The 23,707-nt window shown below is 55.5% G+C and carries 23 protein-coding genes and 1 tRNA gene; 9 read left to right on the top strand and 15 right to left on the bottom strand.

Translation table 11 applies throughout. The features are described 5' to 3' along the window. Positions 1-160: 160 nt before the first annotated feature. Positions 161-1,165, top strand: coding sequence for a GlxA family transcriptional regulator (locus I9187_RS07715; RefSeq protein WP_171174025.1), 1,005 nt, complete (start codon positions 161-163; stop codon positions 1,163-1,165). Here the strand turns inward: I9187_RS07715 and I9187_RS07710 are convergent. Next, on the bottom strand, positions 1,162-2,259 hold the full coding sequence (locus I9187_RS07710; protein ID WP_171174027.1) for a PQQ-dependent sugar dehydrogenase: 1,098 nt from the start codon (positions 2,257-2,259) through the stop codon (positions 1,162-1,164). The genes I9187_RS07715 and I9187_RS07710 overlap by 4 nt on opposite strands. 155 nt (positions 2,260-2,414) lie before the next feature. Here I9187_RS07710 and I9187_RS07705 point away from each other — a divergent pair, with 155 nt between their 5' ends. From I9187_RS07705 to I9187_RS07680, 6 genes are all read left to right on the top strand, one after another. Beyond that, on the top strand, positions 2,415-3,596 hold the full coding sequence (locus tag I9187_RS07705; protein WP_171174029.1) for an ABC transporter substrate-binding protein: 1,182 nt from the start codon (positions 2,415-2,417) through the stop codon (positions 3,594-3,596). Positions 3,597-3,702: 106 nt separating this feature from the next. After that, positions 3,703-4,491: an ABC transporter ATP-binding protein gene (locus I9187_RS07700; protein WP_171174031.1), complete on the top strand. Its 789-nt coding sequence runs from the start codon at positions 3,703-3,705 to the stop codon at positions 4,489-4,491. Then, complete coding sequence (locus I9187_RS07695) at positions 4,488-5,318, top strand: ABC transporter ATP-binding protein (protein WP_171174033.1); 831 nt, start codon at positions 4,488-4,490, stop codon at positions 5,316-5,318. The genes I9187_RS07700 and I9187_RS07695 overlap by 4 nt, the downstream gene beginning before the upstream one ends. A 2-nt stretch (positions 5,319-5,320) precedes the next feature. Next, positions 5,321-5,704, top strand: a complete 384-nt coding sequence (locus tag I9187_RS07690; RefSeq protein WP_171174035.1) for a hypothetical protein — start codon at positions 5,321-5,323, stop codon at positions 5,702-5,704. Then, complete coding sequence (locus I9187_RS07685; RefSeq protein WP_171174037.1) at positions 5,704-6,714, top strand: branched-chain amino acid ABC transporter permease; 1,011 nt, start codon at positions 5,704-5,706, stop codon at positions 6,712-6,714. The genes I9187_RS07690 and I9187_RS07685 overlap by 1 nt, the downstream gene beginning before the upstream one ends. Next, on the top strand, positions 6,711-8,024 hold the full coding sequence (locus tag I9187_RS07680) for a branched-chain amino acid ABC transporter permease (RefSeq protein ID WP_171174039.1): 1,314 nt from the start codon (positions 6,711-6,713) through the stop codon (positions 8,022-8,024). Before I9187_RS07685 ends, I9187_RS07680 begins: the two co-directional genes overlap by 4 nt. Before the next feature lie 468 nt (positions 8,025-8,492). Here I9187_RS07680 and I9187_RS07675 read toward each other — a convergent pair whose 3' ends face one another. Further along, positions 8,493-10,040, bottom strand: a complete 1,548-nt coding sequence (locus I9187_RS07675; RefSeq protein ID WP_209940130.1) for a helicase HerA-like domain-containing protein — start codon at positions 10,038-10,040, stop codon at positions 8,493-8,495. A gap of 446 nt (positions 10,041-10,486) precedes the next feature. On the opposite strand from I9187_RS07675, the gene I9187_RS07670 reads away from it, so the two are divergent. Further along, positions 10,487-11,095, top strand: a complete 609-nt coding sequence (locus I9187_RS07670; protein ID WP_171174043.1) for an invasion associated locus B family protein — start codon at positions 10,487-10,489, stop codon at positions 11,093-11,095. 62 nt (positions 11,096-11,157) lie between these two features. Here the strand turns inward: I9187_RS07670 and I9187_RS07665 are convergent, their stop codons facing one another. Genes I9187_RS07665 through I9187_RS07650 form a run of 4 tightly spaced genes read right to left on the bottom strand, consistent with a single transcriptional unit; the run spans position 11,158 to position 15,399 of the window. Beyond that, positions 11,158-12,366: a beta-ketoacyl-[acyl-carrier-protein] synthase family protein gene (locus I9187_RS07665; protein WP_171174045.1), complete on the bottom strand. Its 1,209-nt coding sequence runs from the start codon at positions 12,364-12,366 to the stop codon at positions 11,158-11,160. Between the two features lie 9 nt (positions 12,367-12,375). Beyond that, positions 12,376-12,633 carry an acyl carrier protein gene (locus I9187_RS07660; protein ID WP_171089997.1) on the bottom strand — a complete coding sequence of 86 codons (258 nt, stop codon included), beginning with the start codon at positions 12,631-12,633 and terminating at the stop codon, positions 12,376-12,378. Positions 12,634-12,665: 32 nt separating this feature from the next. Then, positions 12,666-13,757 carry a UDP-3-O-(3-hydroxymyristoyl)glucosamine N-acyltransferase gene (gene lpxD / locus I9187_RS07655; RefSeq protein ID WP_171174047.1) on the bottom strand — a complete coding sequence of 364 codons (1,092 nt, stop codon included), beginning with the start codon at positions 13,755-13,757 and terminating at the stop codon, positions 12,666-12,668. Positions 13,758-13,791: 34 nt separating this feature from the next. Beyond that, positions 13,792-15,399, bottom strand: coding sequence for a L,D-transpeptidase family protein (locus I9187_RS07650; protein ID WP_171174050.1), 1,608 nt, complete (start codon positions 15,397-15,399; stop codon positions 13,792-13,794). Between the two features lie 355 nt (positions 15,400-15,754). Here I9187_RS07650 and I9187_RS07645 point away from each other — a divergent pair, with 355 nt between their 5' ends. Further along, positions 15,755-16,324 carry a DUF882 domain-containing protein gene (locus I9187_RS07645; RefSeq protein WP_171234259.1) on the top strand — a complete coding sequence of 190 codons (570 nt, stop codon included), beginning with the start codon at positions 15,755-15,757 and terminating at the stop codon, positions 16,322-16,324. Positions 16,325-16,386: 62 nt separating this feature from the next. On the opposite strand, the gene I9187_RS07640 is transcribed toward I9187_RS07645, so the two are convergent. The 9 genes from I9187_RS07640 to sufB all read right to left on the bottom strand — a co-directional run bounded on the left by I9187_RS07640 (position 16,387) and on the right by sufB (position 23,691). Beyond that, positions 16,387-16,875, bottom strand: a complete 489-nt coding sequence (locus I9187_RS07640; RefSeq protein WP_171174053.1) for a hypothetical protein — start codon at positions 16,873-16,875, stop codon at positions 16,387-16,389. A 5-nt stretch (positions 16,876-16,880) separates the two neighbouring features. Further along, a tRNA-Arg gene (locus I9187_RS07635) sits at positions 16,881-16,957 on the bottom strand. A 77-nt stretch (positions 16,958-17,034) separates the two neighbouring features. Further along, a complete protein-coding gene (locus I9187_RS07630; protein WP_171619046.1) occupies positions 17,035-18,255 on the bottom strand; it encodes a cysteine desulfurase in 1,221 nt (406 codons plus the stop codon). An 11-nt stretch (positions 18,256-18,266) separates the two neighbouring features. Beyond that, positions 18,267-18,833 (bottom strand): YIP1 family protein, encoded by a 567-nt coding sequence (locus I9187_RS07625; RefSeq protein ID WP_171174057.1) that lies wholly within the window; start codon positions 18,831-18,833, stop codon positions 18,267-18,269. Next, a complete protein-coding gene (locus I9187_RS07620; protein ID WP_171174059.1) occupies positions 18,830-19,315 on the bottom strand; it encodes a YIP1 family protein in 486 nt (161 codons plus the stop codon). Before I9187_RS07620 ends, I9187_RS07625 begins: the two co-directional genes overlap by 4 nt. Next, on the bottom strand, positions 19,315-20,595 hold the full coding sequence (locus I9187_RS07615) for a SufD family Fe-S cluster assembly protein (RefSeq protein WP_209509263.1): 1,281 nt from the start codon (positions 20,593-20,595) through the stop codon (positions 19,315-19,317). Before I9187_RS07615 ends, I9187_RS07620 begins: the two co-directional genes overlap by 1 nt. After that, positions 20,595-21,350, bottom strand: a complete 756-nt coding sequence (gene sufC, locus I9187_RS07610; protein ID WP_171176171.1) for a Fe-S cluster assembly ATPase SufC — start codon at positions 21,348-21,350, stop codon at positions 20,595-20,597. The genes I9187_RS07615 and sufC overlap by 1 nt, the downstream gene beginning before the upstream one ends. 47 nt (positions 21,351-21,397) lie before the next feature. Then, a complete protein-coding gene (locus I9187_RS07605; protein WP_209940129.1) occupies positions 21,398-22,168 on the bottom strand; it encodes an FkbM family methyltransferase in 771 nt (256 codons plus the stop codon). A gap of 2 nt (positions 22,169-22,170) precedes the next feature. Further along, on the bottom strand, positions 22,171-23,691 hold the full coding sequence (gene sufB / locus I9187_RS07600; RefSeq protein WP_171234249.1) for a Fe-S cluster assembly protein SufB: 1,521 nt from the start codon (positions 23,689-23,691) through the stop codon (positions 22,171-22,173). Positions 23,692-23,707 lie beyond the last annotated feature (16 nt).

The following is a 23,707-nucleotide window of genomic DNA, read 5'->3' as shown; positions in this document are numbered from 1 at the left end:
CTCCGCTGAAGTGTTCAGGTGGCCTCTATACAAAATGCTTTGAAGAGTGACCATATCCCATTTGCGCCTCTTGACGGCGCAAACAAGCTTTGATCATGGTGAACTCTAAATATGTCGCTGGATAAGGCTGTATTCAGTGCCAAAGTAAGGACAACCCGCCATGCAAGTGCAACGCCAGGCAGTCACAGTGGAAAACGCTGAGGCCATCCCGCGCCATTATGTTTTTGTTCTTCTGGACAAGTTCTCGTTGCTATCATTTGCTTCGGCTCTTGATAGTTTGCGGATCGCAAACCGCATGGCGGACCAGGAATTGTATACTTGGACACTGTCTGGAGAAGGCGGCGGCACGGTCAAATGCTCGGCTGGAACCGAGTTCAAACTCGACACGGATCTAGAAGAACTGCAGCGCGATGATGTCGTCCTCATCTGCGGAGGCGTAAACGTTCAAACAGCGACCACAAAACGCGTCCTGAACTGGGTTCGTCGCGAGGCGCGGCGCGGCCTTCGAATCGGTGGTCTGTGTACTGCCGCGTATACGCTTGCCAAGGCAGGGTTGCTGGACAACAAGAAGGCGACGATTCACTGGGAAAACTCTGACAGTTTTATCGAGGAATTCGATGAGGTCGAACTGACGAAATCGGTTTTTCAGGTTGACGGCAACCGCATGACAACTGCTGGCGGCACATCCTCGATAGACTTGTCGCTTAAACTGATTGCGGATGATTTTGGCGAAGAATTGGCCAATGCCGTAGCGGACCAGATGATCTATTCGTCCATCCGTACTGATCAGGACACGCAACGTTTGTCGACACCGACGCGGATCGGCGTGCGACATCCAAAGCTGAGCCAGGTCATTTTGATGATGGAAAAAAACATCGAAGAGCCAATCTCGCCTTCTATTTTGGCCAAAGATGTCGGCATGTCGACCCGCCAGCTAGAGCGTCTATTCCGCAGGTACCTCAGCCGTTCCCCTAAACGCTACTACATGGAACTGCGACTGCACAAAGCGCGGAATCTTCTTATGCAGACGGATATGAGCGTCATCAACGTTGCGCTTGCATGTGGGTTCGCCAGCCCTTCGCATTTCTCGAAATGCTACAGGGCACATTATAATACGACACCCTACCGGGAACGTGGCGCGCAGAGCACGCGATTGTCGGTTTAGCCCTGCGGGGTCATGCGGTACACCGCGCCCTGCCCGACTGAAATGAACCAGATCGAACCATCCGGTGCTTCAACGATATCGCGCACACGTTCGGTTTCCGGCCCTTTGATCTGTTCGACCTCACGCAGAGACTTTCCGGCAAGTCGCGCGATATAGTCGAATTTCAGAGACCCGACAAAGATATTCCCCTTCCATTGGGGCCAGAGTTTGCCGGAATACACCAACAAACCCGAAGGCGCGATGGACGGATCCCAATACAACTCGGGCTGCTCCATGCCGGCTTTGGACGTACCTTCGCCAATTTTTTGGCCGGAATAATGCGTGCCGTAAGAAATGACCGGCCACCCGTAATTGCGGCCCGCGCGGGGTTGGTTGATCTCATCGCCTCCGCGAGCGCCGTGTTCCGAAACCCACAGCCTCCCCTGCGCGTCCAGTGCAGCTCCCTGCGGGTTGCGGTGGCCGAAGGACCAGATTTCAGGTTTGATGTTTGATTGCCCGACAAAAGGGTTGTCTACAGGGATCGATCCATTCCGGTTTATCCGAATGACCGACCCCATCGGAGAAGACCGGTCCTGTGCGTTGTCGGGCTGGCCGCGATCGCCAATGGTTACAAAAAACGTTCCATCCTGTGCTTCGACGATGCGGCTGCCAAAATGCCGCCCGCCGGAACCGCCGGGTGTTGCTTCGTAGATCACCCGAACGTTGGTCAGACGTTTACCGTTCTCCGACAGCCGCCCAACGGCAATGGCAGTGCCAGCGCCCCCGTTTTGAGGCTTTGAGAAGCTCAGAAATACCTCGCGGCTTTGTCGAAAATCGCGTGGAACCGTCACATCAAGCAACCCACCTTGTCCTCTGGCGGCAACTTTCGGAACGCCCCGCACAGTGGTCGCCTTACCATTCTGAACAAACAGCAAATCTCCGTCCCGCTCGGTGATCAGGAACGCCCCATCCGGCAAGACTCCGACGGCCCAGGGCGTATCGAGACCGCTTACCATCTTGGTCAGTTCAATGCCTCCGGCGGACGTTGACAGGGTTTGTGCGGCAACTGAGAACGCATTGAGCGTGAAAAACAGAAGTGTAACAATGCGAAGCATGTCGGCCCCTTTCGGCGGCAATCACGGAAGAGTTTCTAACAAAACAGTTAGTTTCCCAAACGGTAAAAACACGTTTGCGTTAGGACTTTTCTTTTCCAAACAGCTTGCCTAGGGTCGAGGCCAGAACAAAGACGTTCAATACAGGGAGTAAACATATGAAAAAGCTGCTGACTGCTACTGCAGCCACCGCCTTGCTTGCGGGAACCGCCATGGCCGAGGATGTGAAGCTGGGCGTGCTGTTTGGCTTTACCGGCCCAATCGAATCGCTGGCACCGGCAATGGGCTCTGGCGCCGAAATGGCGATGGCCGAAGTCACCGAGTCCGGCAAGCTGCTGGATGGTGCAACCGTCACCGGAATGCGTGCCGATACAGGCTGTATCGACAACGGTCTGGCCACCTCGAACGGTGAGCGCATGATTGCGGATGGTGTCGCCGGTATCATCGGTGGTGACTGCTCGGGCGTGACCGGTGCGATTCTACAGAACGTCGCGATTCCGAATGGTATGGTTATGATCTCGCCGTCGGCCACCTCGCCCGGCCTGTCGACCATGGAGGATAACGGCCTGTTCTTCCGCACCGCTCCGTCGGATGCGCGTGAAGGTCAGGTTATGGCGGACATCCTGAATGACCGCGGCATCAGCTCGATTGCTCTGACCTACACCAACAACGACTATGGCAAGGGTCTCGCGGACGCGATTCAGTCGTCTTTCGAGGCATCGGGCGGCGAAGTGACGATTGTTGCGGCACACGAAGACGGTAAGGCCGACTATTCGGCTGAAGTGGGCGCGCTGGCCTCGGCCGGTGGTGACATTCTGGTCGTTGCAGGCTATCTGGACCAGGGTGGTCTGGGCATCATCCAGTCTGCACTGGACAGCGGTGCCTTTGATACATTCGGCCTGCCAGGCGGTATGATCGGTGACTCGCTGCCTGCAAATGTTGGCCCCGACCTGAATGGTTCGTTCGGTCAGATCGCCGGATCCGGCGGTGAAGGTGCCGAGAAGTACTTTGCCATGGCAGAAGCCGCTGGCTTCGACGGCTCGTCACCTTACTCGCCCGAAAGCTATGACGCGGCCGCGCTGTTCATGCTGGCGATGCAGGCCGCAGGGTCAACCAACCCGGCCGATTATGGTTCAAAAGTCTTGGACGTCGCTAACGCTCCGGGTGAAAAGATCTATCCGGGTGAGCTGGCCAAGGGTTTGGAACTGCTGGCTGCTGGTCAAGACATCGACTATGTCGGCGCGTCTGGCGTTGAGCTGATCGGCCCCGGTGAAAGCGCGGGTTCCTATCGCGAAATCGAAGTGACCGACGGCGAAAACAAGACCGTCAACTTCCGTTGATCCAACGTTAAAAACCATAAAAACAAGCAGCCCGGTCCTTGTGTCCGGGCTGTTTCAATGACAAAAGGCTGCACCTCGTTTCACGGGGCAAAGGCAAGGGGATAACATGATCGTCGTCGAAGACGTGCATAAGCATTTCGGCGGGTTTCACGCGGTGGACGGGGCATCGCTGGAAATCCAAAAAGGGTCGATCACCGGCCTGATCGGGCCGAACGGTGCAGGAAAAACCACTCTGTTCAATGTGATCGCGGGCGTTTTGCCGCCAACCAGCGGCAAGGTCTTTATGGATGGTGAGGATATCACCGGCCTGCCCCCTCATGAGTTGTTTCACAAAGGTCTGTTGCGCACCTTCCAGATCGCGCATGAGTTTTCATCGATGAGCTGTCGCGAGAACCTGATGATGGTGCCCGGTGCGCAATCGGGTGAATCGCTGTGGAACACCTGGTTTGGCCGTAAGCGCATCGCGGATGAAGAACGCGCGCTGCGTGCTAAGGCAGACGAGGTGCTAGAGTTTCTGACCATCGAGCATCTGGCCGATCACAAGGCCGGTCAGGTTTCGGGCGGACAGAAGAAACTGCTGGAGCTTGGCCGCACCATGATGGTCGACGCCAAGATCGTGTTCCTGGACGAGGTCGGCGCAGGCGTGAACCGTACCCTGCTGATGACCATCGCCGACACCATCCTGCGCCTGAACAAGGAACGCGGCTACACCTTCGTGGTCATCGAACATGACATGGATTTCATCGGCAAAATCTGTGACCCGGTCATCTGTATGGCCGAGGGCAAGGTTCTGGCCGAAGGCACTTTGGACGAGATCAAGGCAAACGAGCACGTGATCGAAGCTTATCTGGGCACCGGCCTGAAGAATAAAGACAAGCTGGAGGCAGGCGCGTGAGCGACAATCCTTATCACGACGACAAGGGGAACAAGGACGCCTCTATCACCAATACGCACGGGGCTGGTACGATGATGCCAGCGAATTCAGCAAGCGGTGAAGCGCGTTACGTTGGCGGCGGCCCTTTTCTGATCGGCGACACAATGACCGGCGGTTACGGCAAAGGTCCGGACATCCTGCATGACTGCACCATTGCCGTCGACAAGGGTGAGATCGCGGTGATCGTTGGCCCCAACGGTGCGGGCAAGTCCACGGCGATGAAGGCTGTGTTCGGCATGCTGGACGTACGTGCCGGTTCGGTGCGGCTGGACGGTGAAGACATCACCAAGCTGTCACCGCAGGACCGGGTGATCAAAGGTATGGGTTTTGTGCCGCAGACCTCGAACATCTTCACGTCCATGACGGTGGAAGAGAACCTTGAAATGGGGGCCTTCATCCGCCGTGACGATATCACCGAGACGATGGAACAGGTCTATGATCTCTTCCCCATCCTGCGCGACAAACGCAATCAGGCCGCCGGAGAGCTGTCAGGCGGTCAACGCCAACAGGTCGCCGTGGGTCGCGCGCTGATGACTCAGCCGAAGGTTTTGATGCTGGACGAACCCACTGCCGGTGTCTCGCCCATCGTGATGGATGAGCTGTTCGACCGGATCATCGAGGTATCGCGCACCGGGCTGCCGATCTTGATGGTCGAACAGAACGCCCGTCAGGCGCTGGAGATTGCGGATAAGGGTTATGTTCTGGTTCAAGGACGGAATGCGTATAGCGGCACGGGCAAAGAACTGCTGGCCGATCCTGAGGTTCGTAAGAGTTTTTTGGGGGGGTGAGGATGAAAGTTTTAGCCCTCGTAGCAGTTCTTTCTGCCACTACCGGTGCGGCCACCGCACAAGACGTCACGAGATGTAAGCTGGAATACACGTGTGTTAATGTCGATGCATGTCAGACAACCAAAACGGGTCTCGGAGTTGATTTCGACTTTGTAACCTTGCCAGACAACCAGCTTCGTATTGACCTTGGAGATGACAGGTTGCCGTTGCTGAAGGTCCAGCAAGTGACAGATGACTTGATGACCGCACACGGCTGGGATTCTGATCGATCAGCATCTTACACCTTCAGCTTGTTCGCTGATGGGATTGTCGCGTACACGACCCACGTCTTTGTAGGCAAAGGTATAAGCCTGACCGGCCTTGGCCGCTGCGAGGTAAATAGCTAATGGACTTCCTCAACGCCCTTGTGGCGCTCTCCAACTTCGTCCTTGTTCCCGCAATCGCCTATGGCAGCCAATTGGCGCTGGGTGCTTTGGGGGTAACGCTGATCTACGGCATCTTGCGGTTTTCGAACTTTGCCCATGGCGACACGATGGCCTTTGGTGCAATGATCGCTGTTCTGGTCACGTGGGGCTTACAGGCCGCCGGGGTCAGTTTTGGACCTCTGCCAACTGCTCTGCTGGCCCTGCCCTTTGCCATTCTGGGCTGTATCGTTCTGGTGTTGATCACCGACCGGCTGGTTTACAGGTTCTACCGGGAACAAAAGGCCAAACCGGTGATCCTCGTGATCGTCTCGATGGGCGTTATGTTCATCATGAACGGCCTTGTCCGCTTTGTCATTGGGCCAGATGATCAGAGATTCTCGGACGGTGCGCGGTTCATTATCTCGGCGCGCGATTTCAAGGCACTGACTGGGCTGCGTGAGGGGCTTGCGATCAAGACCTCTCAGGGCATCACCGTGATTGTGGCTGTTGTCGCCGTGGCGTTGCTGTTCTGGTTCCTCAACAAGACCCGCACAGGCAAGTCCATGCGAGCCTATTCGGATAATGAAGATCTGGCGTTGTTGTCCGGCATCAACCCCGAGCGTGTTGTGATGATCACATGGATCATCGTCGCTGCATTAGCGACTACGGCCGGGGTGCTCTACGGTCTCGACAAGAGCTTTAAACCCTTCGTCTATTTCCAGCTTCTGCTGCCGATATTTGCCTCGGCCATCGTGGGCGGACTTGGTAATCCTCTGGGTGCCATCGCAGGTGGTTTCATCATCGCGTTTTCCGAGGTGACCATCACCTATGCGTGGAAGAAGGTGCTGACCTACCTGGCTCCAGAAAACTTGGAACCCTCAAGCTTGGTCCAGTTCCTGTCCACCGACTACAAATTTGCCGTCAGCTTCGTCATTCTGCTGATTGTGCTTCTGTTTAAGCCCACGGGCCTGTTCAAGGGGAAAGCGGTATGACCGAGTCTGTCAAAAACACGCTGCTTTTTGCTGTTGTCGCCGGTTTGATCCTACTGACAGGGTTCACTCAAAGCTGGAACACCGCCATCCTGATCCTGAACATGGGGCTGATCTCGGCCATCATGGCCATTGGGGTCAACCTGCAATGGGGCTTTGCGGGCCTATTTAATGTGGGTGTGATGGGCTTTGTCGCGCTAGGCGGTCTGGCCGTGGTTCTGGTGTCAACACCGCCCACCCCGGGGGCCTGGAGCGCTGGCGGTTACGGGATTGTTTTGTCACTGCTGATGGGGGCCGCGACCGTTGTGGCTGCTGTTCTGGTGGCGACCAAGATGCCAAAAGGCCGGACGCAAACCCTTACCATCATCGCTGTTCTGGTCGTGGGATTCTTTGTCTACCGCGCAGTTTTTGATCCCAATGTTGCAGCTGTCGAAGCCATTGATCCCGCGATTGCAGGCAATATCGGCGGTCTGAACCTTCCGGTTCTGCTGGCCTGGCCTGCCGGTGGATTGCTTGCGGCGGGCGCTGCATGGCTGATCGGTAAGACGGCGTTGGGTCTGCGGTCGGATTACCTGGCCATTGCGACGCTGGGCATTGCCGAGATCATCATCGCCGTCATGAAGAACGAAGACTGGTTGGCCCGGGGTGTGAAAAACGTCTACGGTATCCCGCGCCCGTCTCCTGTCGTCGGTTACGAAGTTGAGTTGCAGCAAGACCCCACGTTCCTGGCCCGTGCAGAGTGGTTTGGACTTGATCCGGTCACGGCCTCTACCCTTTCGGTCAAGTTGGGTTATTCGCTACTGTTCCTGATCGTCTTGCTGGCGCTGCTGTGGATGGCCCAGATGGCGTTGAAAAGCCCGTGGGGCCGTATGATGCGCGCGATCCGCGACAATGAGGTCGCGGCCGAGGCGATGGGCAAGGACGTGACCCGCCGCCATCTGCAAATCTTTGTTCTGGGGTCGGCCATCTGCGGGATCGCAGGGGCGATGATGACAACGCTGGACGGTCAGTTGACGCCAAGCGCCTACCAGCCTCTGCGCTTTACCTTTCTGGTTTGGGTGATGGTGATTGTTGGCGGATCGGGAAACAACTTCGGGTCCGTTCTTGGCGCGTTTCTGATCTGGTTTTTATGGGTTCAGGTTGAACCAATCGGCCTATGGCTGATGAACCTGATCACCGCAGGTATGCCGGATGGAAGTTGGTTGAAAGCGCATCTGGTCGAAAGCGCTGCCCATATGCGCTTGTTCACTATGGGTCTTATCCTGTTGATTGTTCTCAGATTCAGCCCAAGGGGCCTGATCCCCGAAAAATAGGACTGATCCATAACCATTTCGTGAAGCCGCGCCGGCACTTCGGCGCGGTTTCTTGATTCTTGGCGTTTTTTTGAATAAACGGACCCTCCGCAGTGTTTTTCTTCTGCGGTCTGTTGCTGGCACTCACACCCGCTCAAGCCGATCTAAAACGATCATTCAAACGTGTTGATAAGAGTAAAAAATGAAAGCACCACGCTTCGGAACTGTTTTCCTACTTTCGGTTGTTGTCGTTACAACAGCCGCCTGCATCCCCAGACCAGAAGACCTGGAAACAGCACCTGTTAAGGTACAGACGCCCCAGGGCGTAGTGACTTGTCAACTGTATCGCCAGGATAGAGTCACCTGGGATCGCGCCATCGATTTTCCAGCGACGAAGATGTCGGTACCCCAAGCAGATGCCTATTGCCGACAAGAGGGTCAACGTCGCCTGAAATAACTGTGTCGGCGCCCATTTTGGGCGCCGCGCCGCTATCTGTTTTTGAACAAACCACCCAGAATACCGCGCACGATACGTCGCCCGGTTGTTCCTTTTAGCTCCTTGATGACGGCTTCGGTCATCGCCGTCGCAAACGTGTCTTTCTTGCGCTGCATACGAGAAGACGATCGCCCCACCCTGCTGCCTGAGTATCTGCGAGCTGCAGAAAACTCCCGCTCCATTGGTGATTGAGCCTCTAGCACCTCGTCTGCTTCTGCCTGTTCCGCAGATTTTGCCGCCGCATCGGCACGAGCCTGCAGGATTTCAAATGCAGACTTTCGGTCCACACCTTTGTCATACTTGCCTGCCATCGGGGACGCCGCCAAAATCGCTTTGCGATCAGCGCCAGAAATCGGCCCCAGCTGAGATCCCGGAGGACGAATCAAGGTGCGTTGGACAATGCCCGGAACGCCCTTCTTTTGCAGCATCGAGGTCACGGCCTCTCCGACCCCGACCTCTCGGATCGCGGCTTCGGTGTCGAAAGCCGGGTTCTCTCGGTACGTTTCGGCGGCCATACGCAGGTTCTTGCGGTCTCGCGCTGTGAAGGCGCGCAAGGCGTGTTGGACGCGATTGCCCAGTTGGCCCAGAATGTCTTCAGGAATATCCGCCGGGTTTTGCGTGATGAAATATACCCCGACGCCCTTCGATCTGATCAGACGCGCCACCTGTTCTACCTTGTCCACCAAAACCTTGGGGGCATCGTCAAACAGCAAATGCGCTTCGTCGAAGAAAAAGACCAGCTTTGGTTTCTCGGGGTCGCCGACCTCGGGCAGTTCTTCGAACAATTCACTCAACAGCCAGAGCAGGAAAGTGGCATAGAGCCGGGGCGAGCCCATCAATTTGTCAGAGGCGAGGATGTTCACCATGCCCTGCCCGTTATCATCCGTGCGCATAAGGTCGGCCAGATCCAGGGCAGGTTCGCCAAACAGTTTCGAGCCACCTTGGTTTTCCAGCACCAGCAAACGTCTTTGGATTGCGCCAATCGAGGATGTCGACACGTTGCCATAGCGCAAGGATAGCTGCGCACGGTTCTCTCCGATCCAGACCAGCAACGCCTGAAGGTCCTTCAGATCCAGCAACGGCATCCCTTCTTCATCGGCCACACGGAACGCGATGTTCAAAATACCTTCTTGCGCTTCGCTAAGTTCCATCAAACGCGACAGCAGCAGCGGCCCCATTTCCGTGACCGTCGTGCGCACCGGATGGCCTTGTTCGCCAAACAGGTCCCAGAAGGTCACCGGGCAGGCAGAATAGTTGAAATCCGAAAACCCGATACGGTCAGCGCGGTCCAGAAAGGCCTGATGCAGTTTATGTGTCGGACTTCCGGCCAAGGCCAGACCAGACAGGTCGCCCTTGATGTCCGAAAGGAAAACCGGAACGCCGGCTTGCGAGAACCCTTCAGCCAGGATTTGCAGCGTTACGGTTTTGCCCGTTCCGGTGGCTCCGGCAATCAAGCCGTGGCGGTTTGCGTAGTTCAACGTCAATTCCTGCGGAGTGCCATACCCTTCGCCACCGCCGCCCAAAAAAATAATTTTGCCCATTAACACTGCCTTATAGTTCACCGATCCGTGTCCAGCATACAAAGTTAACCTTTGACTGCGATAGTCATTTTGCCCTGCGGAGGTTCGGATCACGTGGGGCAGACTTCCTCCCTGTCGACTGGCCGTGCCTTCGGGCACGGCTTTTTTGTCTGCGCCAATACATGTGTATGTGCTGATTGGCAGATTAAATTTTCAGGATAGCTGTTGACCCACCAGCGCCGCTCTCGTAGGGTTTGCGCATAAATAAGTCGGCCAGTCCGACGGGGAGAACCTTTTGAGGGAGGGAGCTGATCAAACGGCTCCCTTTCTTTATGGTCGAAGGACCCTTTTCCGCCGTAAGAGCAAGAATTTGTTCACGTTGATCAGGGCGGGTCTGTTAGTGCCTGACACCGGTTCAGAACAATGCTACATGAGGCAAAAAGCGCAATCATCAAACCGAGGCATTCATGATCAAGCACCTTCTTTCTGCGAACGTACTGGCCGCCGTCTTTCTGAGCAGTGCGGTCAACGCTCAAGAATCCACTGACGAAACCCAACAACAGGCCGAGACACCTCAGACCGAAGCGGCGCAAGAGCTAGACCTGGGGGAAACTGGCCCCCGTGTTGGCGAGCAATACGTTAAGGAAACAAGTGGCGACTGGAACATTACCTGCCTTAAGACCGAAGCAGACAATGACCCTTGTTTGTTGCGTCAAATTCTTTCGGGTGCCGAGGGTCAACCCATTGCGGAAATCTCGATCAACAAGCTTCCCGAGGGTGCTGCAGCCGTGGCTGGTGCCAGCCTGATCGTGCCGTTGGAGACCTTGCTGCAAGCGCAGATCGCCGTATCCATCGATGGGGCACCAAGCAAACGATACAACTATCATCACTGTAACCCGGTTGGCTGCGTTGCTCAGTTGGGTTTCACGCAAGGTGACATCGACGCAATGAAGGCGGGCAGCACGGCCACCATATCTATGGTGTCCATCCTCGCCCCCAATCAACTGTTGCAAATCGAAATGTCGCTGGCCGGTTTCACCAGTGGATATGATCAGTTGGAAGTCTTGCAAAACTGATTTAATGCAACAAGGGCCGCTTTGTCACAAAGCGGCCTTTCAAAACTGAGCGTCAGGTATTCTCAGACGCGCTTCAAAGCCAAGACGGCATTCAGCCCACCGAACGCAAACGCGTTGCTTAAAGCAACGTCAACCTTTGCTTCACGAGCTTCATTCGGCACCACGTCCAACGCACATTCCGGGTCCGGCTCTTCATAGCCGATTGTTGGTGCAATGACACCGTCCCGCAGCGCCATGATACAGGCCAGAAGCTCTACCGCTCCGGTGCCGCCAATCAAATGTCCATGCATGGATTTGGTGGACGAGATCATCAGATCATCCGCGTGCGGTCCGAACACATCTGCGACTGCTGCACATTCGGTTTTGTCATTGGCTGCAGTGCCTGTGCCGTGGGCGTTGATATAACAGACATCGCTGGCGTTCAGCCTTGCATCCGCCAGAGCGCCCGCCATTGCACGTGCAGCCCCTTGCTTGCTTGGCATCACAATATCTGCTGCATCCGACGACATCGCAAAACCGACAACTTCACACAGTATCTCCGCGCCGCGCGCGCGCGCGTGCTCATATTCTTCGAAAACAAAGATACCAGCCCCTTCGCCCTGAACCATTCCGTTGCGGTTGGCGCTGAACGGGCGGCAGGCGTCCTTGGACATCACGCGCAAACCTTCCCACGCTTTGATCCCGCCGAAACACAGCATGGATTCAGACCCGCCTGTGATCATCGCCGGGGCGGCCCCGCTGCGTACCATCTGAAAGGCCTGCGCCATGGCGTGGTTGGAAGAGGCACAGGCGGTCGAGACCGTAAAGCTGGGGCCTTTGAGGTTATGCTCCATGGACACGTGGCTGGCAGCCGCATTGTTCATCAGCTTTGGAACAACAAACGGGTGAACCCGGTTCTTACCATCCTCATAGACCGAACGGTAATTGTCATCCCAGGTCGAAACGCCCCCGCCCGCCGTGCCAAGTACAACACCGGATCTGGCGGCCAATTCGCCGTGAAACTCAATACCCGACTGGTCAATCGCTTCTTTGGCAGCAGTCAGAGTGAACTGAGTGAACCGGTCGTACAAGGACATCTGCTGACGATTGAACCGCCCTTCCGCCTCGAACCCCCGAACTTGACCACCGATCTTGATGGCCAGACGTTCGACGTCGCGAAACTCCAGTTCCGAAATGCCACAGCGCCCTTCGCGCATGGCCTCCAAAGTGTCGGGAACCGAATGGCCCAGAGAGTTGATCGTACCTGCGCCGGTAATGACAACACGTTTCATGAGAGCAGGTCAGACCTTTTCCGACACAAGCTGTTCGATCCCGGCGATGATCGCAGCCACATTGGAAATGTCGAAATCGTTAGCTTCTGGTTCGTTCGCATTGAACGGGACTGAAATGTCGAACTCTTCCTCGATTGCAAAGATGCTTTCGACCAGACCCAGACTATCGATGCCCAGATCTTCCAGCGTGCTTTCGGGCGTCACATCCGATGGCTCCAGCACGGCCTGCTCTGCAATGATTGCGATGACGCGGTCGCTGATGCTCATGTCGATCCCCTGATTTTCAATCTGTCGATGATTTAGTCGCTTGAGGACTGTTTGAAAACAGCCTTTTTGAGTGCCTCGACGTCGCGGGCCAGACGAGGCAGTCGGCGCTGGGATTTATAGATATTGGTGTGGGTGTCCATCTTGACCGCCGGATAGCCCATAATAACCCTTCCAGCAGGGACATTAGACAGGATTTTGGTACCCCCACCGGCGATCACGCCGTCGCCTATGAAAATGTTGTCGGCGACCCCGGTTTGGCCACCAAGGACAACATTGTTCCCAATCTCTACAGACCCGGACACGCCGGTTTGCCCACATAGCAGACAATCCCGTCCGACTCGGGTGTTGTGACCGACATGGACAAGATTATCCAGTTTCGAGCCGTCCCCGATCCGGGTGTTTCTGATCGTGCCGTTATCGACCGTGCAGTTCGAGCCAACCTCGACGTCATCTCCGATCTCAACCGCCCCCAGAGAGTGAATGCGCAGCCAGCTTTGTGCCTTGGCTTCGCCCTGATCGCCCATTGTTTTTCGCGCATTCTCAGCACCCGAAACTTCGGGGGTGACATAGCTGAAGCCATCGCCCCCGATCCGCGCACCAGGTTGTGCAATAAAACGGTCTCCGATCTGCGCGCGGGCCCCAATACTGACCATTTCGCGCAGTAACGCACGCTTTCCTAGCGTGGCATCGATGCCTATCGTGCAATGCGCGCCGATTTCGGAACCTTCGCCAATCCGTGCGCGCGCACCAACAACTGTCAGAGGCCCGATAGAAACGTTAGCACCAATCTCTGCCGTTGGATCAATAACGGCTGACGGATGAATGCCCGGCTCGGCCCCCTGCCCGCGATCAAGCATCGAAGTAATGCCTGCCATGGCCATGCGAGGGCGCGTGACAAAGATGGCCGCGCGCAGACCCAACGCTTGCCAATCGGCCCCTTCCCAAAGAACCGCAGCACGTGCCTCTCCACCCGAAAGTGCCTCGGCATATTTCGGAGACATCGCCATCGCCAAATCTGTTGGACCCGCGTCTCCGGGTTCGGCGGCACGCAAAATTGTAAGGCCGCCATCGCCCTGACATTCTGCACCCAGAGCTTCAGCAATGTGTTGAACGGTAAACTGCATGACGGGTTTCCTTTTGGCAGGATTTGACCCGTGCTTACCCCTGAACGTCTTGCAGGGCCACCCCTGCCTTTTGCAGAGCGTCCCAAATCTTGGCATCGCGGTTATAGACGTCGCGACGATACTGCACTTGACCCTTGGGGCCGATATAGGCCGTCCGATAGATCAGATGCACCGGCACATGTTGATCCAGTTCAACTTTGGTTTCCTTGCCGGTCTTGAGAACACGGTGAAAGAACGCCTTGGGGTCTTCCTCTTGTTTTGCCAGCAGCGCATACGCAAACTCGAAAGGCTGCGCCAAACGGATACAGCCATGTGAGAACGCCCGCACTTCACGCGCAAACAAACTTTTCTGAGGCGTATCATGCAGATAGATGTTGTGCTTGTTGGGAAACATGAACTTCACCAAACCCAGCGCATTGCTTTTGCTGGGGGGTTGGCGCATCGCAAACGGGAAGTTTCGCGCCGTGAACTGAGTGAAATCCACCGCCCCGCGATTAACCTGACGACCGCTGCGGTCGGTGATTTCTATGTGACCCACCGCATTTGGATTGGATTGCAGTTTCGGCAGATATTCCTTGGTTATGATCGAGCGCGGCACATACCAGCTGGGGTTGATCACCATATGCTCCATCACATCCGAAAACTCGGGGCTGCGGCGATCATGGGTGTTTTTGCCAATCACCGCACGGGTTTCAAACGTGACTTGCCCGTCATCGACAATTTTGGCTGAAAAGTCCGCCTGATTCACAAGGATATGGCGCGTGCCACGTTCCCTTGGCAACCAGCGTTCGCGTTCGAGCGCTACGTGAACAGCTTTCAAACGGTCCGATGCTGGCCGGTTCAACTCGGTGATTGTTCCCTTGCCCGCAACGCCGTCAGGCTCCAACCCATGTGCAGTTTGAAACGACTGAACGCCAGCCAGCAGTGCGTCGTCAAAAGACGGGCTGGCCGATGGCTTCATGTAACCCATCATCACCAGACGATTGCGCAGTTTAACAACATTCGGTCCTGTGTCACCGAATTCCAGTTTGGAAACGGGCACAGTTGCGCCCCAACCTCCCTGATTCACCAGGTCCTCCAGCAGCAGCTTTTGCTTCATCAGTGCTCGGTACTGACGCGTTTGGGGCGGCAATTGTTCCAGATATTGCGCGCCTTGATCAGCCAAACCGGCCAAATGCTCGGCCGCGCTCCGACGTTTCAATGTCCGAACAAGGCCATCGTCCACACGTCCGGGCTCAACAGTTCCCGAGTAAAGCGCGTCAGCATATTCGATAAAAGCCCGGCTGAGTTCTGCCTCAACCGCACCAAGATCACGAACTGAACGGGCCTGCTCCATTTTCTCTATCAAGGCTGCGACTGTTGCATCCGCCTGTGGCAGACCGTGCATTTGGGCCTTGGACAACGCATTTATCAGCGCGGTACGACGACTTGCATGCTCAACCGTTTCACCGACCCAAATGGGTGAAAACCCATTCGTGCGATAGAACTCGGCTATGTTCGAGGTCTGCGGAGTGTGTTCCGCAACTGCCATTTGAAACGCGGTGTTCGGCGCGGGGTCAGAAGCCGTGTTCGCAAAGCTTGCCGTCGCGGTAAAACACGCGGTGAGAAGGATACTGGTACTGGTGCGGAAAACAGAAAACATTATAGGGCCTTGAGTATTCAATAGCTTGGACTTGGGATATGTGCGTCAAACAACTATGGATTTGGGCGGCAAAGTTTGTCTATTCACAAATACCTTATTCAATCGCTTCTGTTGGTGGCTGATGCGTGTTTGCATCGGCCTGTCGGCGAAAGCTTCGCAGTTGCACAGTTTCTAAGAAGTACTGTGTCATTTGCGCAAAAAACTGCCGAAATTTCCCCCTTGAAATGGTGAATCTGAAACACTTCTTGGCCACCGATTTCGATTGTGTCATAAAAATCGCATCTGGGATGGGAAAAAATTAATACGGCGCGCGTAACATCGTGCGCAGGCAGGAACAGTACGGGACGAACCAAAAATGACAAAGAGCAGTTCCTCGGGCTTGACCCGGCGTGCCCTATTGGGCGCGTTTGCAGCAACCGCAGTCGCGGCAGCTCCCACCTACTCCAATGCAGCGGGCTTTTTGCGTGGAGGCGGCGATATTCGTCGCATTCGTATGTATTCCGGTCGCACGGGCGAACGGTTGGATATGATTTATTGGGTCGATGGTAAGTATATCAAGGACGCTGTCAAAGAAGTGAACCACTTCATGCGTGATTGGCGTACAGATCAGGTAAAATCCATCGATTTACGCGCGATTGATATCATGGCAGCATCACACAACCTTTTGGATGTGAACGAACCTTATATGCTGCTGTCCGGCTATCGCTCTCCGCAGACCAACGCTATGTTGCGTTCCCGGTCGCGTCGCGTAGCGCGCAAATCGCTCCATATGGAAGGTCAGGCTGCTGACCTGCGTCTAGCTTCGCGCTCGGTCTCGCAGATGGCCAAAGCAGCTATCTCGTGCCGCGCAGGTGGTGTCGGCCAATACTACGGTTCCAATTTCGTTCATATGGATTGCGGAGTCGTTCGCAGCTGGCGTGGTTAAAGCGCACACCAAACGGTTTTCGCGTTTCTGAAACGCTTTAGCAGGAAAACTGGTTTTACCTGCTATATCCCCGCATCTCCACCTCCTCCGCCTGCGTCACCCGAGTCGCTACTGGATGCAGCCTCGGCGGTTGAGCTGCCAGACTCACGCGCCTTTTCCTTTTCGACATCAGAATAAACATTAGACACAGACACATCGCTGCTCTCTGCTTCATCGTCGCTGTTTGGATCGTCGTCGGTCAGCTTGCCAAGGATGAATGCAAGCACCACTCCGACTATTATCCAGCTTATAACGCTGGGGAGGGAATAACCCGAAATAACAGTACAGCCCAAAACCGCTACTGTTACGACCACAACGAAAAACAATTTTTTTGAAGAGATGACTTGCACGTTCTTTCCTCCATCAAAGGTGACGCGAACCAACCCCATCGGGAAAGTGTATAGCAAAATGTGCTGATAAAAAATTACACTTCGAAGAGTGTGCCTGCGGGCGTTCTCAATATCCGACGAAACTGTACTTAGAATCCGTTCAAAGTGGTTGAGAACATGCAAGAAAGTGGCGCACCTGAGAGGATTCGAACCTCTGGCCTCTGCCTTCGGAGGGCAGCGCTCTATCCAGCTGAGCTACAGGTGCGTTGGTCGTTAGCTAACCTTGATCCGACTTGGGTGCAACTGGAAATCGTGCCCGTTGCGCCCAGTTTCGGATCAAAGTCAGGCGAAAAGATCATGTGCCAATTCAAGGGCATCGATCAGAATGTCGACCTCTTCCGTGGTGTTATACAGACCGAAACTGGCGCGGCATGTTGCAGTTACACCCAGGTGGTCCATCAGTGGCCCGGCGCAGTGATGACCTGCGCGAACAGCGACGCCTTTTTTGTCCAGGATGGTCGACACATCATGGGCATGCCCCGCCCCGTCCAGTGTAAAGCTGAAGATAGCGGCCTTGTCGGGGCGCGTGCCTTGAACCTGCAACCAGTTCAAGCCCATCAATCGCTGCATGGCATAATCGCGAAGGCTGGATTCATGAGCTGCAATGTTCGCCATTCCCAGATCCATCATGTAGTCCAAGGCCACGCCCAAACCTATCGTCTGAACGATACCCGGCGTGCCAGCTTCGAACTTCATTGGTGGATCGTTATAAATGACCTGATCTTTGCTGACCTCTTTGATCATGTCCCCGCCGCCAATAAAGGGGCGCATTTCTTGCATGCGTTCAGATTTGATAAAGATCGCTCCGGAACCTGAGGGACCATAGAGCTTGTGACCTGTGATCGCGTAGAAATCACAGCCGATCTCTTCGACATTCACCGGCATATGGACTGCACCCTGGCTGCCATCGACCAGAACCGGAACGCCTTTGGCATGGGCGCCATCTGTGATGGCTTTGACATCCACGACAGTACCCAGCACGTTTGAACACTGGGTCACCGCGACCAGCTTGGTCTTTGGGCCAATCGCATCAATCACGGCCTGAGGGTCCAGCCCACCCTCTGTATCCACATCAACCCATTTCAGAACAACGCCTTGCCGTTCCCGCAGAAAATGCCAGGGCACGATGTTGGCGTGATGTTCCATGACGCTCAGAACGATCTCATCCCCGGCTTCAAGGCGCGGCATTGCCCAGCCGTAAGCGACAAGGTTGATCCCTTCGGTCGTGCCCGAGTTCAGGACGATTTCGTCTTCATTAGATGCGCCAAGAAAGCGGGCGATGGTGCCGCGCACGGATTCGTATTTCTCGGTCGCAAGGTTGGACAGGTAGTGCAGACCGCGATGGACGTTGGAATATTCCTCGGCATACGCCCGCGTCACAGCGTCTATGACGACCCGTGGCTTCTGAGCCGAAGCGCCATTATCCAGATAGGTCAAAGGCTTGCCATTGACCTGACGCGACAGGATCGGAAAGTCAGAGCGGATTTTCTGCACATCATACATAAGCGTATTTCCTAGACAGGTCCGGTTGGGGTGAACATCAGAACAATGGGCAAGGCGACGATCGCGGCCAGCAGGACCACGGCAAAAGCCTTGCCGAGTGAGCCGAACTGATGCGCCTCGTTTAAAAAATGGAGCGTTATGTACAGGCTCCACCCCAGGGTCGCCAGCAGCAACAAAAGCGTCAGGGCGGGTATTGTCACGCTGGTGATGACCATAGCCAGCAAAGCACCGCTTTGTAGAAAACTCAGCCAGATCATGAGGGTCAACAGGCCGGAAAGCGTTGCATTTCCCCCAAGCACCCGCCCGACCAACAGAAAGGCGACAACGCTCAATAGCATCGCACCGGCTGATCGGATCAGGATGAATGGGATGCTTTCTGCCTCGGGGGTCAGTTGGGCGTCCGGTGTCGGGATGATCAGATCAGTGCTGAGTTGGATCAGGCAATTGAAGACCACCACAAGGAAAAAGCTTAGCCAGACTGCTTCTCGCCCCATATCCAGGGCCAAAATCTGACGGGCCGCTTCGGCAGGCCGTCTGAGCGTCAGAACAGCCAGTGGACCTAGTGGTGGAATAGTCATTCAGCCGCCCTTTGTACTTGCCTGAGACCGGATAACCAGAACCAGACAAAAACAGCAACCCACAGGAAGCCTACAATTGACAAAGCAGGTCCGGGTCCGATGAACCCGGCCACCAGACCGTTGAGCAAAACCAGCGGTGCAGACGAAAGCAGCGCCCAGAACAGGGCCAGCCTTGCCCCATAAGCAGAGCCCTTTCCGCCAACAAGGCGCGCGGCCCAATGCGAGACCAAAGCCAGCGTGTAGAAGAACAACGGCAAGATGAACACGGTGCCCAGCAGCGCACCGCCCAGCAACATATTCAGTTCAACACCTTCCAGATGAGCCTGCCGTGCGAGCCCTGGCATCTGCGCAATAAACGCGACGATGCAAAAGCCCATGACAAACACTAGCGCGCGGTCTTCACGAGGCCCCAAATCCAGAAGCCGACGCACAACGCGCCCCGGCCCCCGGTATGTTGCCAATATATCTGACGAAAGAGCCATCAGCTGCGGCGGGCGAGCCACCCCTCCAGACGGCTGACAATCGCTTCTGCCAACGCGCTGTCTTCGATTTCGTCCACCGCTTCGGCCAGGAATGCAAGTGTCAGCATATTGGTCGCGTCCTTGGTCGGAACTCCGCGCGAACGCAGGTAAAACAGCGCAGTTTCATCAATCGCGCCCGAAGTCGAGCCATGCGAACACGCCACATCATCGGCGTAAATCTCAAGCTCGGGTTTGGCTAGGAACTGGCTGTCGTCATCCAGAAGCAGCGACTGGCTGATCTGGTAGCCGTCGGTTTTCTGAGCCCCTTCCTTCACAAGAATCTTGCCTTGGAACACGCCGGTCGCACCGTTGCGCAGCACTTTCTTGAACACCTGACGGCTTTCACAATTCACTGCGTCATGCGTGATGAAGACTGTGTCGTCATGGTGAAACTCGCCATCGCCAACGCAGGCCCCCGCCACATGCGCAACCGCATCGTCGCCGGTTAGTTCTACAACCTGTTCATTGCGGGTCAGAACGCCATTCACCGTCAAAGTGAAGGATTTATAGACCGATTCCGTGCCCAGACGTGTGAACATATGGGTCGCCGCGCGACGCTCATGGTCCCTGCCCTGTGCACGGACATGATGCAGCGTACCCTTGTCGGCAATGTCGATTTCCATGCATTTGTTAAAGCGCGAGGCTGCTGGACCTGTTTCAAGGATGGTCGCCTCGGCCCCGCTTTCCACCCGAACCACGTGATGCAGGATCGCGTCTGACGTCGGCGAAGCGTGGCGATAGATCAGGTTGATCGGTTTGGACGGTTTGCCTGTCACGTGAATGGCAACACCATCCGACGCAAATGCCGTGTTCAGCGCTGCCAGCGGGCGCTGGACCGGTACCTGACCGCGGGCTTCCAGAACGCCATACAGGTCCTTGGCCCAGTGAATGTCTTTGCAGCAGATGTCTTCAAGCCGGTCGATGCTTACACCTTCCATCGACAGATCATCCGATTTCTCGGCACTGAATACACCGTCCACGAAAACGATATTCAGCCGGTCGAACTCACTGAATACCAACGGCTCATCATCTGAGAAGACAGCAGCAGGCATCGCTTCGGGCGACACCAAAGTGTCAGGTTGGGTGTATTTCCAGTATTCGTCGCGACGGTTAGGCAGGCCAGTTTCAAGCACACGTGCCAGAGCGTCTTCGCGCGCGGCACGCGTGCAACCTGCGTCAGGCATGGTCAGCGCAGATAGCCGCGCCTCGGTTGCGGTTTGTTTTGCTTCGGGCAAGGCCATCAGTTCACCTCGGCAAGAATGTCAGCATAACCGTTGTTTTCGACCTCAAGCGCGAGGTCCGGACCGCCGGTCTTGACGATACGACCATTGGCCATAATGTGCACGACGTCCGGTTTGATGTGATCCAAAAGACGCTGGTAGTGCGTGATCACCAGGAAACCACGGCCTTCATCGCGCAGGGCATTCACACCTTCGGCCACCAGCTTCATCGCATCCACGTCAAGGCCCGAGTCTGTCTCGTCCATGATGCACATCTTAGGTTCCAGCATGGCCATCTGAAGTATTTCGTTGCGCTTTTTCTCACCGCCCGAAAAGCCAACATTGACCGGACGCTTCAACATGTCAGCGTCGATCTTCAGAGTTTTCGCCTTCGCGCGCACTTCTTTCAGGAAGTCGGCGGCCGACAGCTCTTCTTCGCCACGTGCCTTGCGTTGCGCATTCACTGCAGTCCGCAGGAAGGTCATATTGCCAACGCCCGGAATTTCCACCGGGTACTGGAACGCCAGGAATACACCCGCAGCGGCGCGCTCTTCCGGTTCCATTTCCAACAGGTCTTCGCCGTCCAGCGTGGCCGAGCCTTCGGTCACCTCGTAACCGTCGCGACCGGACAGAACATAGCTGAGCGTCGACTTACCCGACCCATTGGGCCCCATGATCGCATGCACCTTGCCGGCCTCAACCGTCAGGTCCACACCTTTGAGAATTTGCTTGTCTTCTTCTTCAAGCTGCACGTGCAGATTCTTGATTTCCAGCATATTTTCCTCGGCTCTCATCTCTATTCGCGCGTCATCTTGCGCGGGTGTCATTTCGATTTGAACGTGTCGGCCTTTTCGGCCGGAACGATCAGGAAGTTTTCATTGTCGCGGTCTTGCCCAAAGCTCCGAAGAGTTTCGTAGTTTTGCTCGGCCATCCATTTCTGAAAGAACGCGCGGTTTTTGTGATCTACCTCGACAAAGATGATGGGGCGCGTCGCAGCCACCGTGCGGGACAACCCTGCCAACACGTCCAGCTCCATGCCCTCAACGTCGATCTTGATCAGATCCGGTGTCATACCTTCTAAAAGCGTATCACCGGGCTCTACCCGCAGATTTCCAGATCCCAGTGTCAATTGCGTGCCGCCTAGATTGCCCGCCTCTGGCTTAAGCTCAAAGCCAGACGCAGCCTCGCGCCCTGCTCCAACACCCAGTTTCGAACTGTCAACAACATCTTCCAGGCCGTTAAGCTTGATGTTGCGCTTCAAGATGGCGATAGCGTCCGGGTTAACTTCGATCACACGTACGATCTTAGTTGCACACACGCGCCCCCAATACACTGCATGGTTACCAATATTGGCTCCAATATCAGCGATTTGCGCGTTTTTCGGCAGATAGCGCGATATGTCTTGGAGCAGACCCAACTCATACCCATCACCCCAAAAATGACGTCCTTGGATCACATCACGTGGATTGGACACTTCGAACAACAGAAATTGACCGCCGGCATCGCAATACCGCACGAACGGGCCGCATAAGCTGACAAATAGTTTGGCAACCGTGCGGTCAACAAACCGTTTGATCTTGGAACGCGGGCGCATTGTTAGCCGACGCTCCCCTCAAGCGAGATCGCCACCAGCTGCTGCGCTTCCATGGCAAATTCCATCGGCAGCGCCTGCAATACGTCCTTGCAGAACCCGTTCACAACCAGCGCAACGGCCTCTTCCTCGTCCATGCCGCGCTGACGGCAATAGAACAGTTGATCGTCATCCACTTTCGACGTCGTCGCCTCATGCTCAACGCGGGACGAGTTGTTCTTGACCTCAATATACGGAACCGTATGCGCGCCGCATTTATCTCCGATCAACAGACTGTCACACTGCGTGTAGTTCCGGCTGTCTTTAGCTTTCGGATGCATCGAGACCAGACCGCGATAGGTGTTCTGCGCTTTACCTGCGCTGATGCCTTTGGACACAATGCGCGATTTGGTGTTCTTGCCCAGATGAACCATCTTGGTGCCGGTGTCGGCCTGCTGATAGTTGTTGGCAATCGCAATCGAGTAGAACTCGCCTTGGCTTTCATTGCCGCGGAGGATGCAGGACGGGTATTTCCAGGTCACGGCAGACCCAGTTTCCACCTGTGTCCACATGACTTTGGAACGATCGCCCCGGCAATCGGCGCGTTTGGTCACAAAGTTATAGATGCCACCCTTGCCATTCTCATCCCCTGGGAACCAGTTTTGCACGGTCGAATACTTCACCTCGGCGTCTTCTTCGACGATGATCTCGACAACAGCCGCGTGCAGCTGCGCCGTATCACGCTGGGGCGCAGTGCAGCCTTCCAGATAAGAGACGTACGAGCCCTTGTCAGCGATGATCAGCGTGCGTTCGAACTGGCCAGTGTTTTCGGCGTTGATGCGGAAATAGGTGCTCAGCTCCATCGGGCACCGAACGCCCGGCGGGATGTAGACAAAAGACCCATCCGAAAACACAGCCGAGTTCAGTGTCGCATAAAAGTTGTCCGAAACTGGGACGACAGTCCCAAGATATTTCTTGACCAACTCGGGGTGTTCTTTGATCGCTTCCGAGATCGAGCAGAAGATCACCCCGGCCTTTTTCAGTTCGGCCTGAAAGGTCGTACCTACAGAAACCGAGTCGAACACCGCGTCCACAGCAACCTTGCGCCCTTCGGCAGGCGCGTCTTCAGCGCCTTCGACACCAGCCAGAATCATCTGTTCTTTCAGTGGGATACCAAGCTTTTCATATGTGGCCAGCAGCTTGGGATCGACCTCATCCAGAGACTTTGGCTTTTCTTCCATCGATTTCGGACGCGCATAGTAATACTGGTTCTGGAAATCGATTTCAGGGTAGTTGACCATCGCCCATTTTGGTTCGTTCATCTTGGTCCAGCGCTCGAACGCGGCCAAGCGCCATTCGGTCATCCACTCTGGCTCTTCGTTCTTCTCCGAGATCAGACGGACGATATCCGGGTTCACACCTTTCGGCGCGTACTCCATCTCAATATCAGTGTCCCAGCCGTACTTGTAGGTTCCGACCTCGCGTACCGCATCCACGGTTTCCTGATCGACACCCTCTTTCACCTGGGTCTGGTCCAAAGCGGCCATAACTTACCCTCCGTCA

Origin of the sequence: Ruegeria sp. HKCCE4148, from assembly GCF_017872495.1 — a bacterium.
In the GTDB taxonomy this organism is placed as follows: Bacteria; Pseudomonadota; Alphaproteobacteria; order Rhodobacterales; family Rhodobacteraceae; genus Ruegeria.
The sequence above is the reverse complement of the archived record's forward strand: the minus strand, read 5'-3'. Positions and strand labels throughout refer to the sequence as shown.

Excerpts from the sequence above, each read along its gene's own strand:
- I9187_RS07715 (WP_171174025.1), top strand. The coding sequence starts at position 161 with ATGCAAGTGCAACGCCAGGCAGTCACAGTGGAAAACGCTGAGGCCATC.
- I9187_RS07710 (WP_171174027.1), bottom strand. The coding sequence starts at position 2,259 with ATGCTTCGCATTGTTACACTTCTGTTTTTCACGCTCAATGCGTTCTCA.
- I9187_RS07705 (WP_171174029.1), top strand. The coding sequence starts at position 2,415 with ATGAAAAAGCTGCTGACTGCTACTGCAGCCACCGCCTTGCTTGCGGGA.
- I9187_RS07700 (WP_171174031.1), top strand. The coding sequence starts at position 3,703 with ATGATCGTCGTCGAAGACGTGCATAAGCATTTCGGCGGGTTTCACGCG.
- I9187_RS07690 (WP_171174035.1), top strand. The coding sequence starts at position 5,321 with ATGAAAGTTTTAGCCCTCGTAGCAGTTCTTTCTGCCACTACCGGTGCG.
- I9187_RS07685 (WP_171174037.1), top strand. The coding sequence starts at position 5,704 with ATGGACTTCCTCAACGCCCTTGTGGCGCTCTCCAACTTCGTCCTTGTT.
- I9187_RS07680 (WP_171174039.1), top strand. The coding sequence starts at position 6,711 with ATGACCGAGTCTGTCAAAAACACGCTGCTTTTTGCTGTTGTCGCCGGT.
- I9187_RS07675 (WP_209940130.1), bottom strand. The coding sequence starts at position 10,040 with ATGGGCAAAATTATTTTTTTGGGCGGCGGTGGCGAAGGGTATGGCACT.
- I9187_RS07670 (WP_171174043.1), top strand. The coding sequence starts at position 10,487 with ATGATCAAGCACCTTCTTTCTGCGAACGTACTGGCCGCCGTCTTTCTG.
- I9187_RS07665 (WP_171174045.1), bottom strand. The coding sequence starts at position 12,366 with ATGAAACGTGTTGTCATTACCGGCGCAGGTACGATCAACTCTCTGGGC.
- I9187_RS07660 (WP_171089997.1), bottom strand. The coding sequence starts at position 12,633 with ATGAGCATCAGCGACCGCGTCATCGCAATCATTGCAGAGCAGGCCGTG.
- lpxD (WP_171174047.1), bottom strand. The coding sequence starts at position 13,757 with ATGCAGTTTACCGTTCAACACATTGCTGAAGCTCTGGGTGCAGAATGT.
- I9187_RS07650 (WP_171174050.1), bottom strand. The coding sequence starts at position 15,399 with ATGTTTTCTGTTTTCCGCACCAGTACCAGTATCCTTCTCACCGCGTGT.
- I9187_RS07645 (WP_171234259.1), top strand. The coding sequence starts at position 15,755 with ATGACAAAGAGCAGTTCCTCGGGCTTGACCCGGCGTGCCCTATTGGGC.
- I9187_RS07630 (WP_171619046.1), bottom strand. The coding sequence starts at position 18,255 with ATGTATGATGTGCAGAAAATCCGCTCTGACTTTCCGATCCTGTCGCGT.
- I9187_RS07625 (WP_171174057.1), bottom strand. The coding sequence starts at position 18,833 with ATGACTATTCCACCACTAGGTCCACTGGCTGTTCTGACGCTCAGACGG.
- I9187_RS07620 (WP_171174059.1), bottom strand. The coding sequence starts at position 19,315 with ATGGCTCTTTCGTCAGATATATTGGCAACATACCGGGGGCCGGGGCGC.
- I9187_RS07615 (WP_209509263.1), bottom strand. The coding sequence starts at position 20,595 with ATGGCCTTGCCCGAAGCAAAACAAACCGCAACCGAGGCGCGGCTATCT.
- sufC (WP_171176171.1), bottom strand. The coding sequence starts at position 21,350 with ATGCTGGAAATCAAGAATCTGCACGTGCAGCTTGAAGAAGAAGACAAG.
- I9187_RS07605 (WP_209940129.1), bottom strand. The coding sequence starts at position 22,168 with ATGCGCCCGCGTTCCAAGATCAAACGGTTTGTTGACCGCACGGTTGCC.
- sufB (WP_171234249.1), bottom strand. The coding sequence starts at position 23,691 with ATGGCCGCTTTGGACCAGACCCAGGTGAAAGAGGGTGTCGATCAGGAA.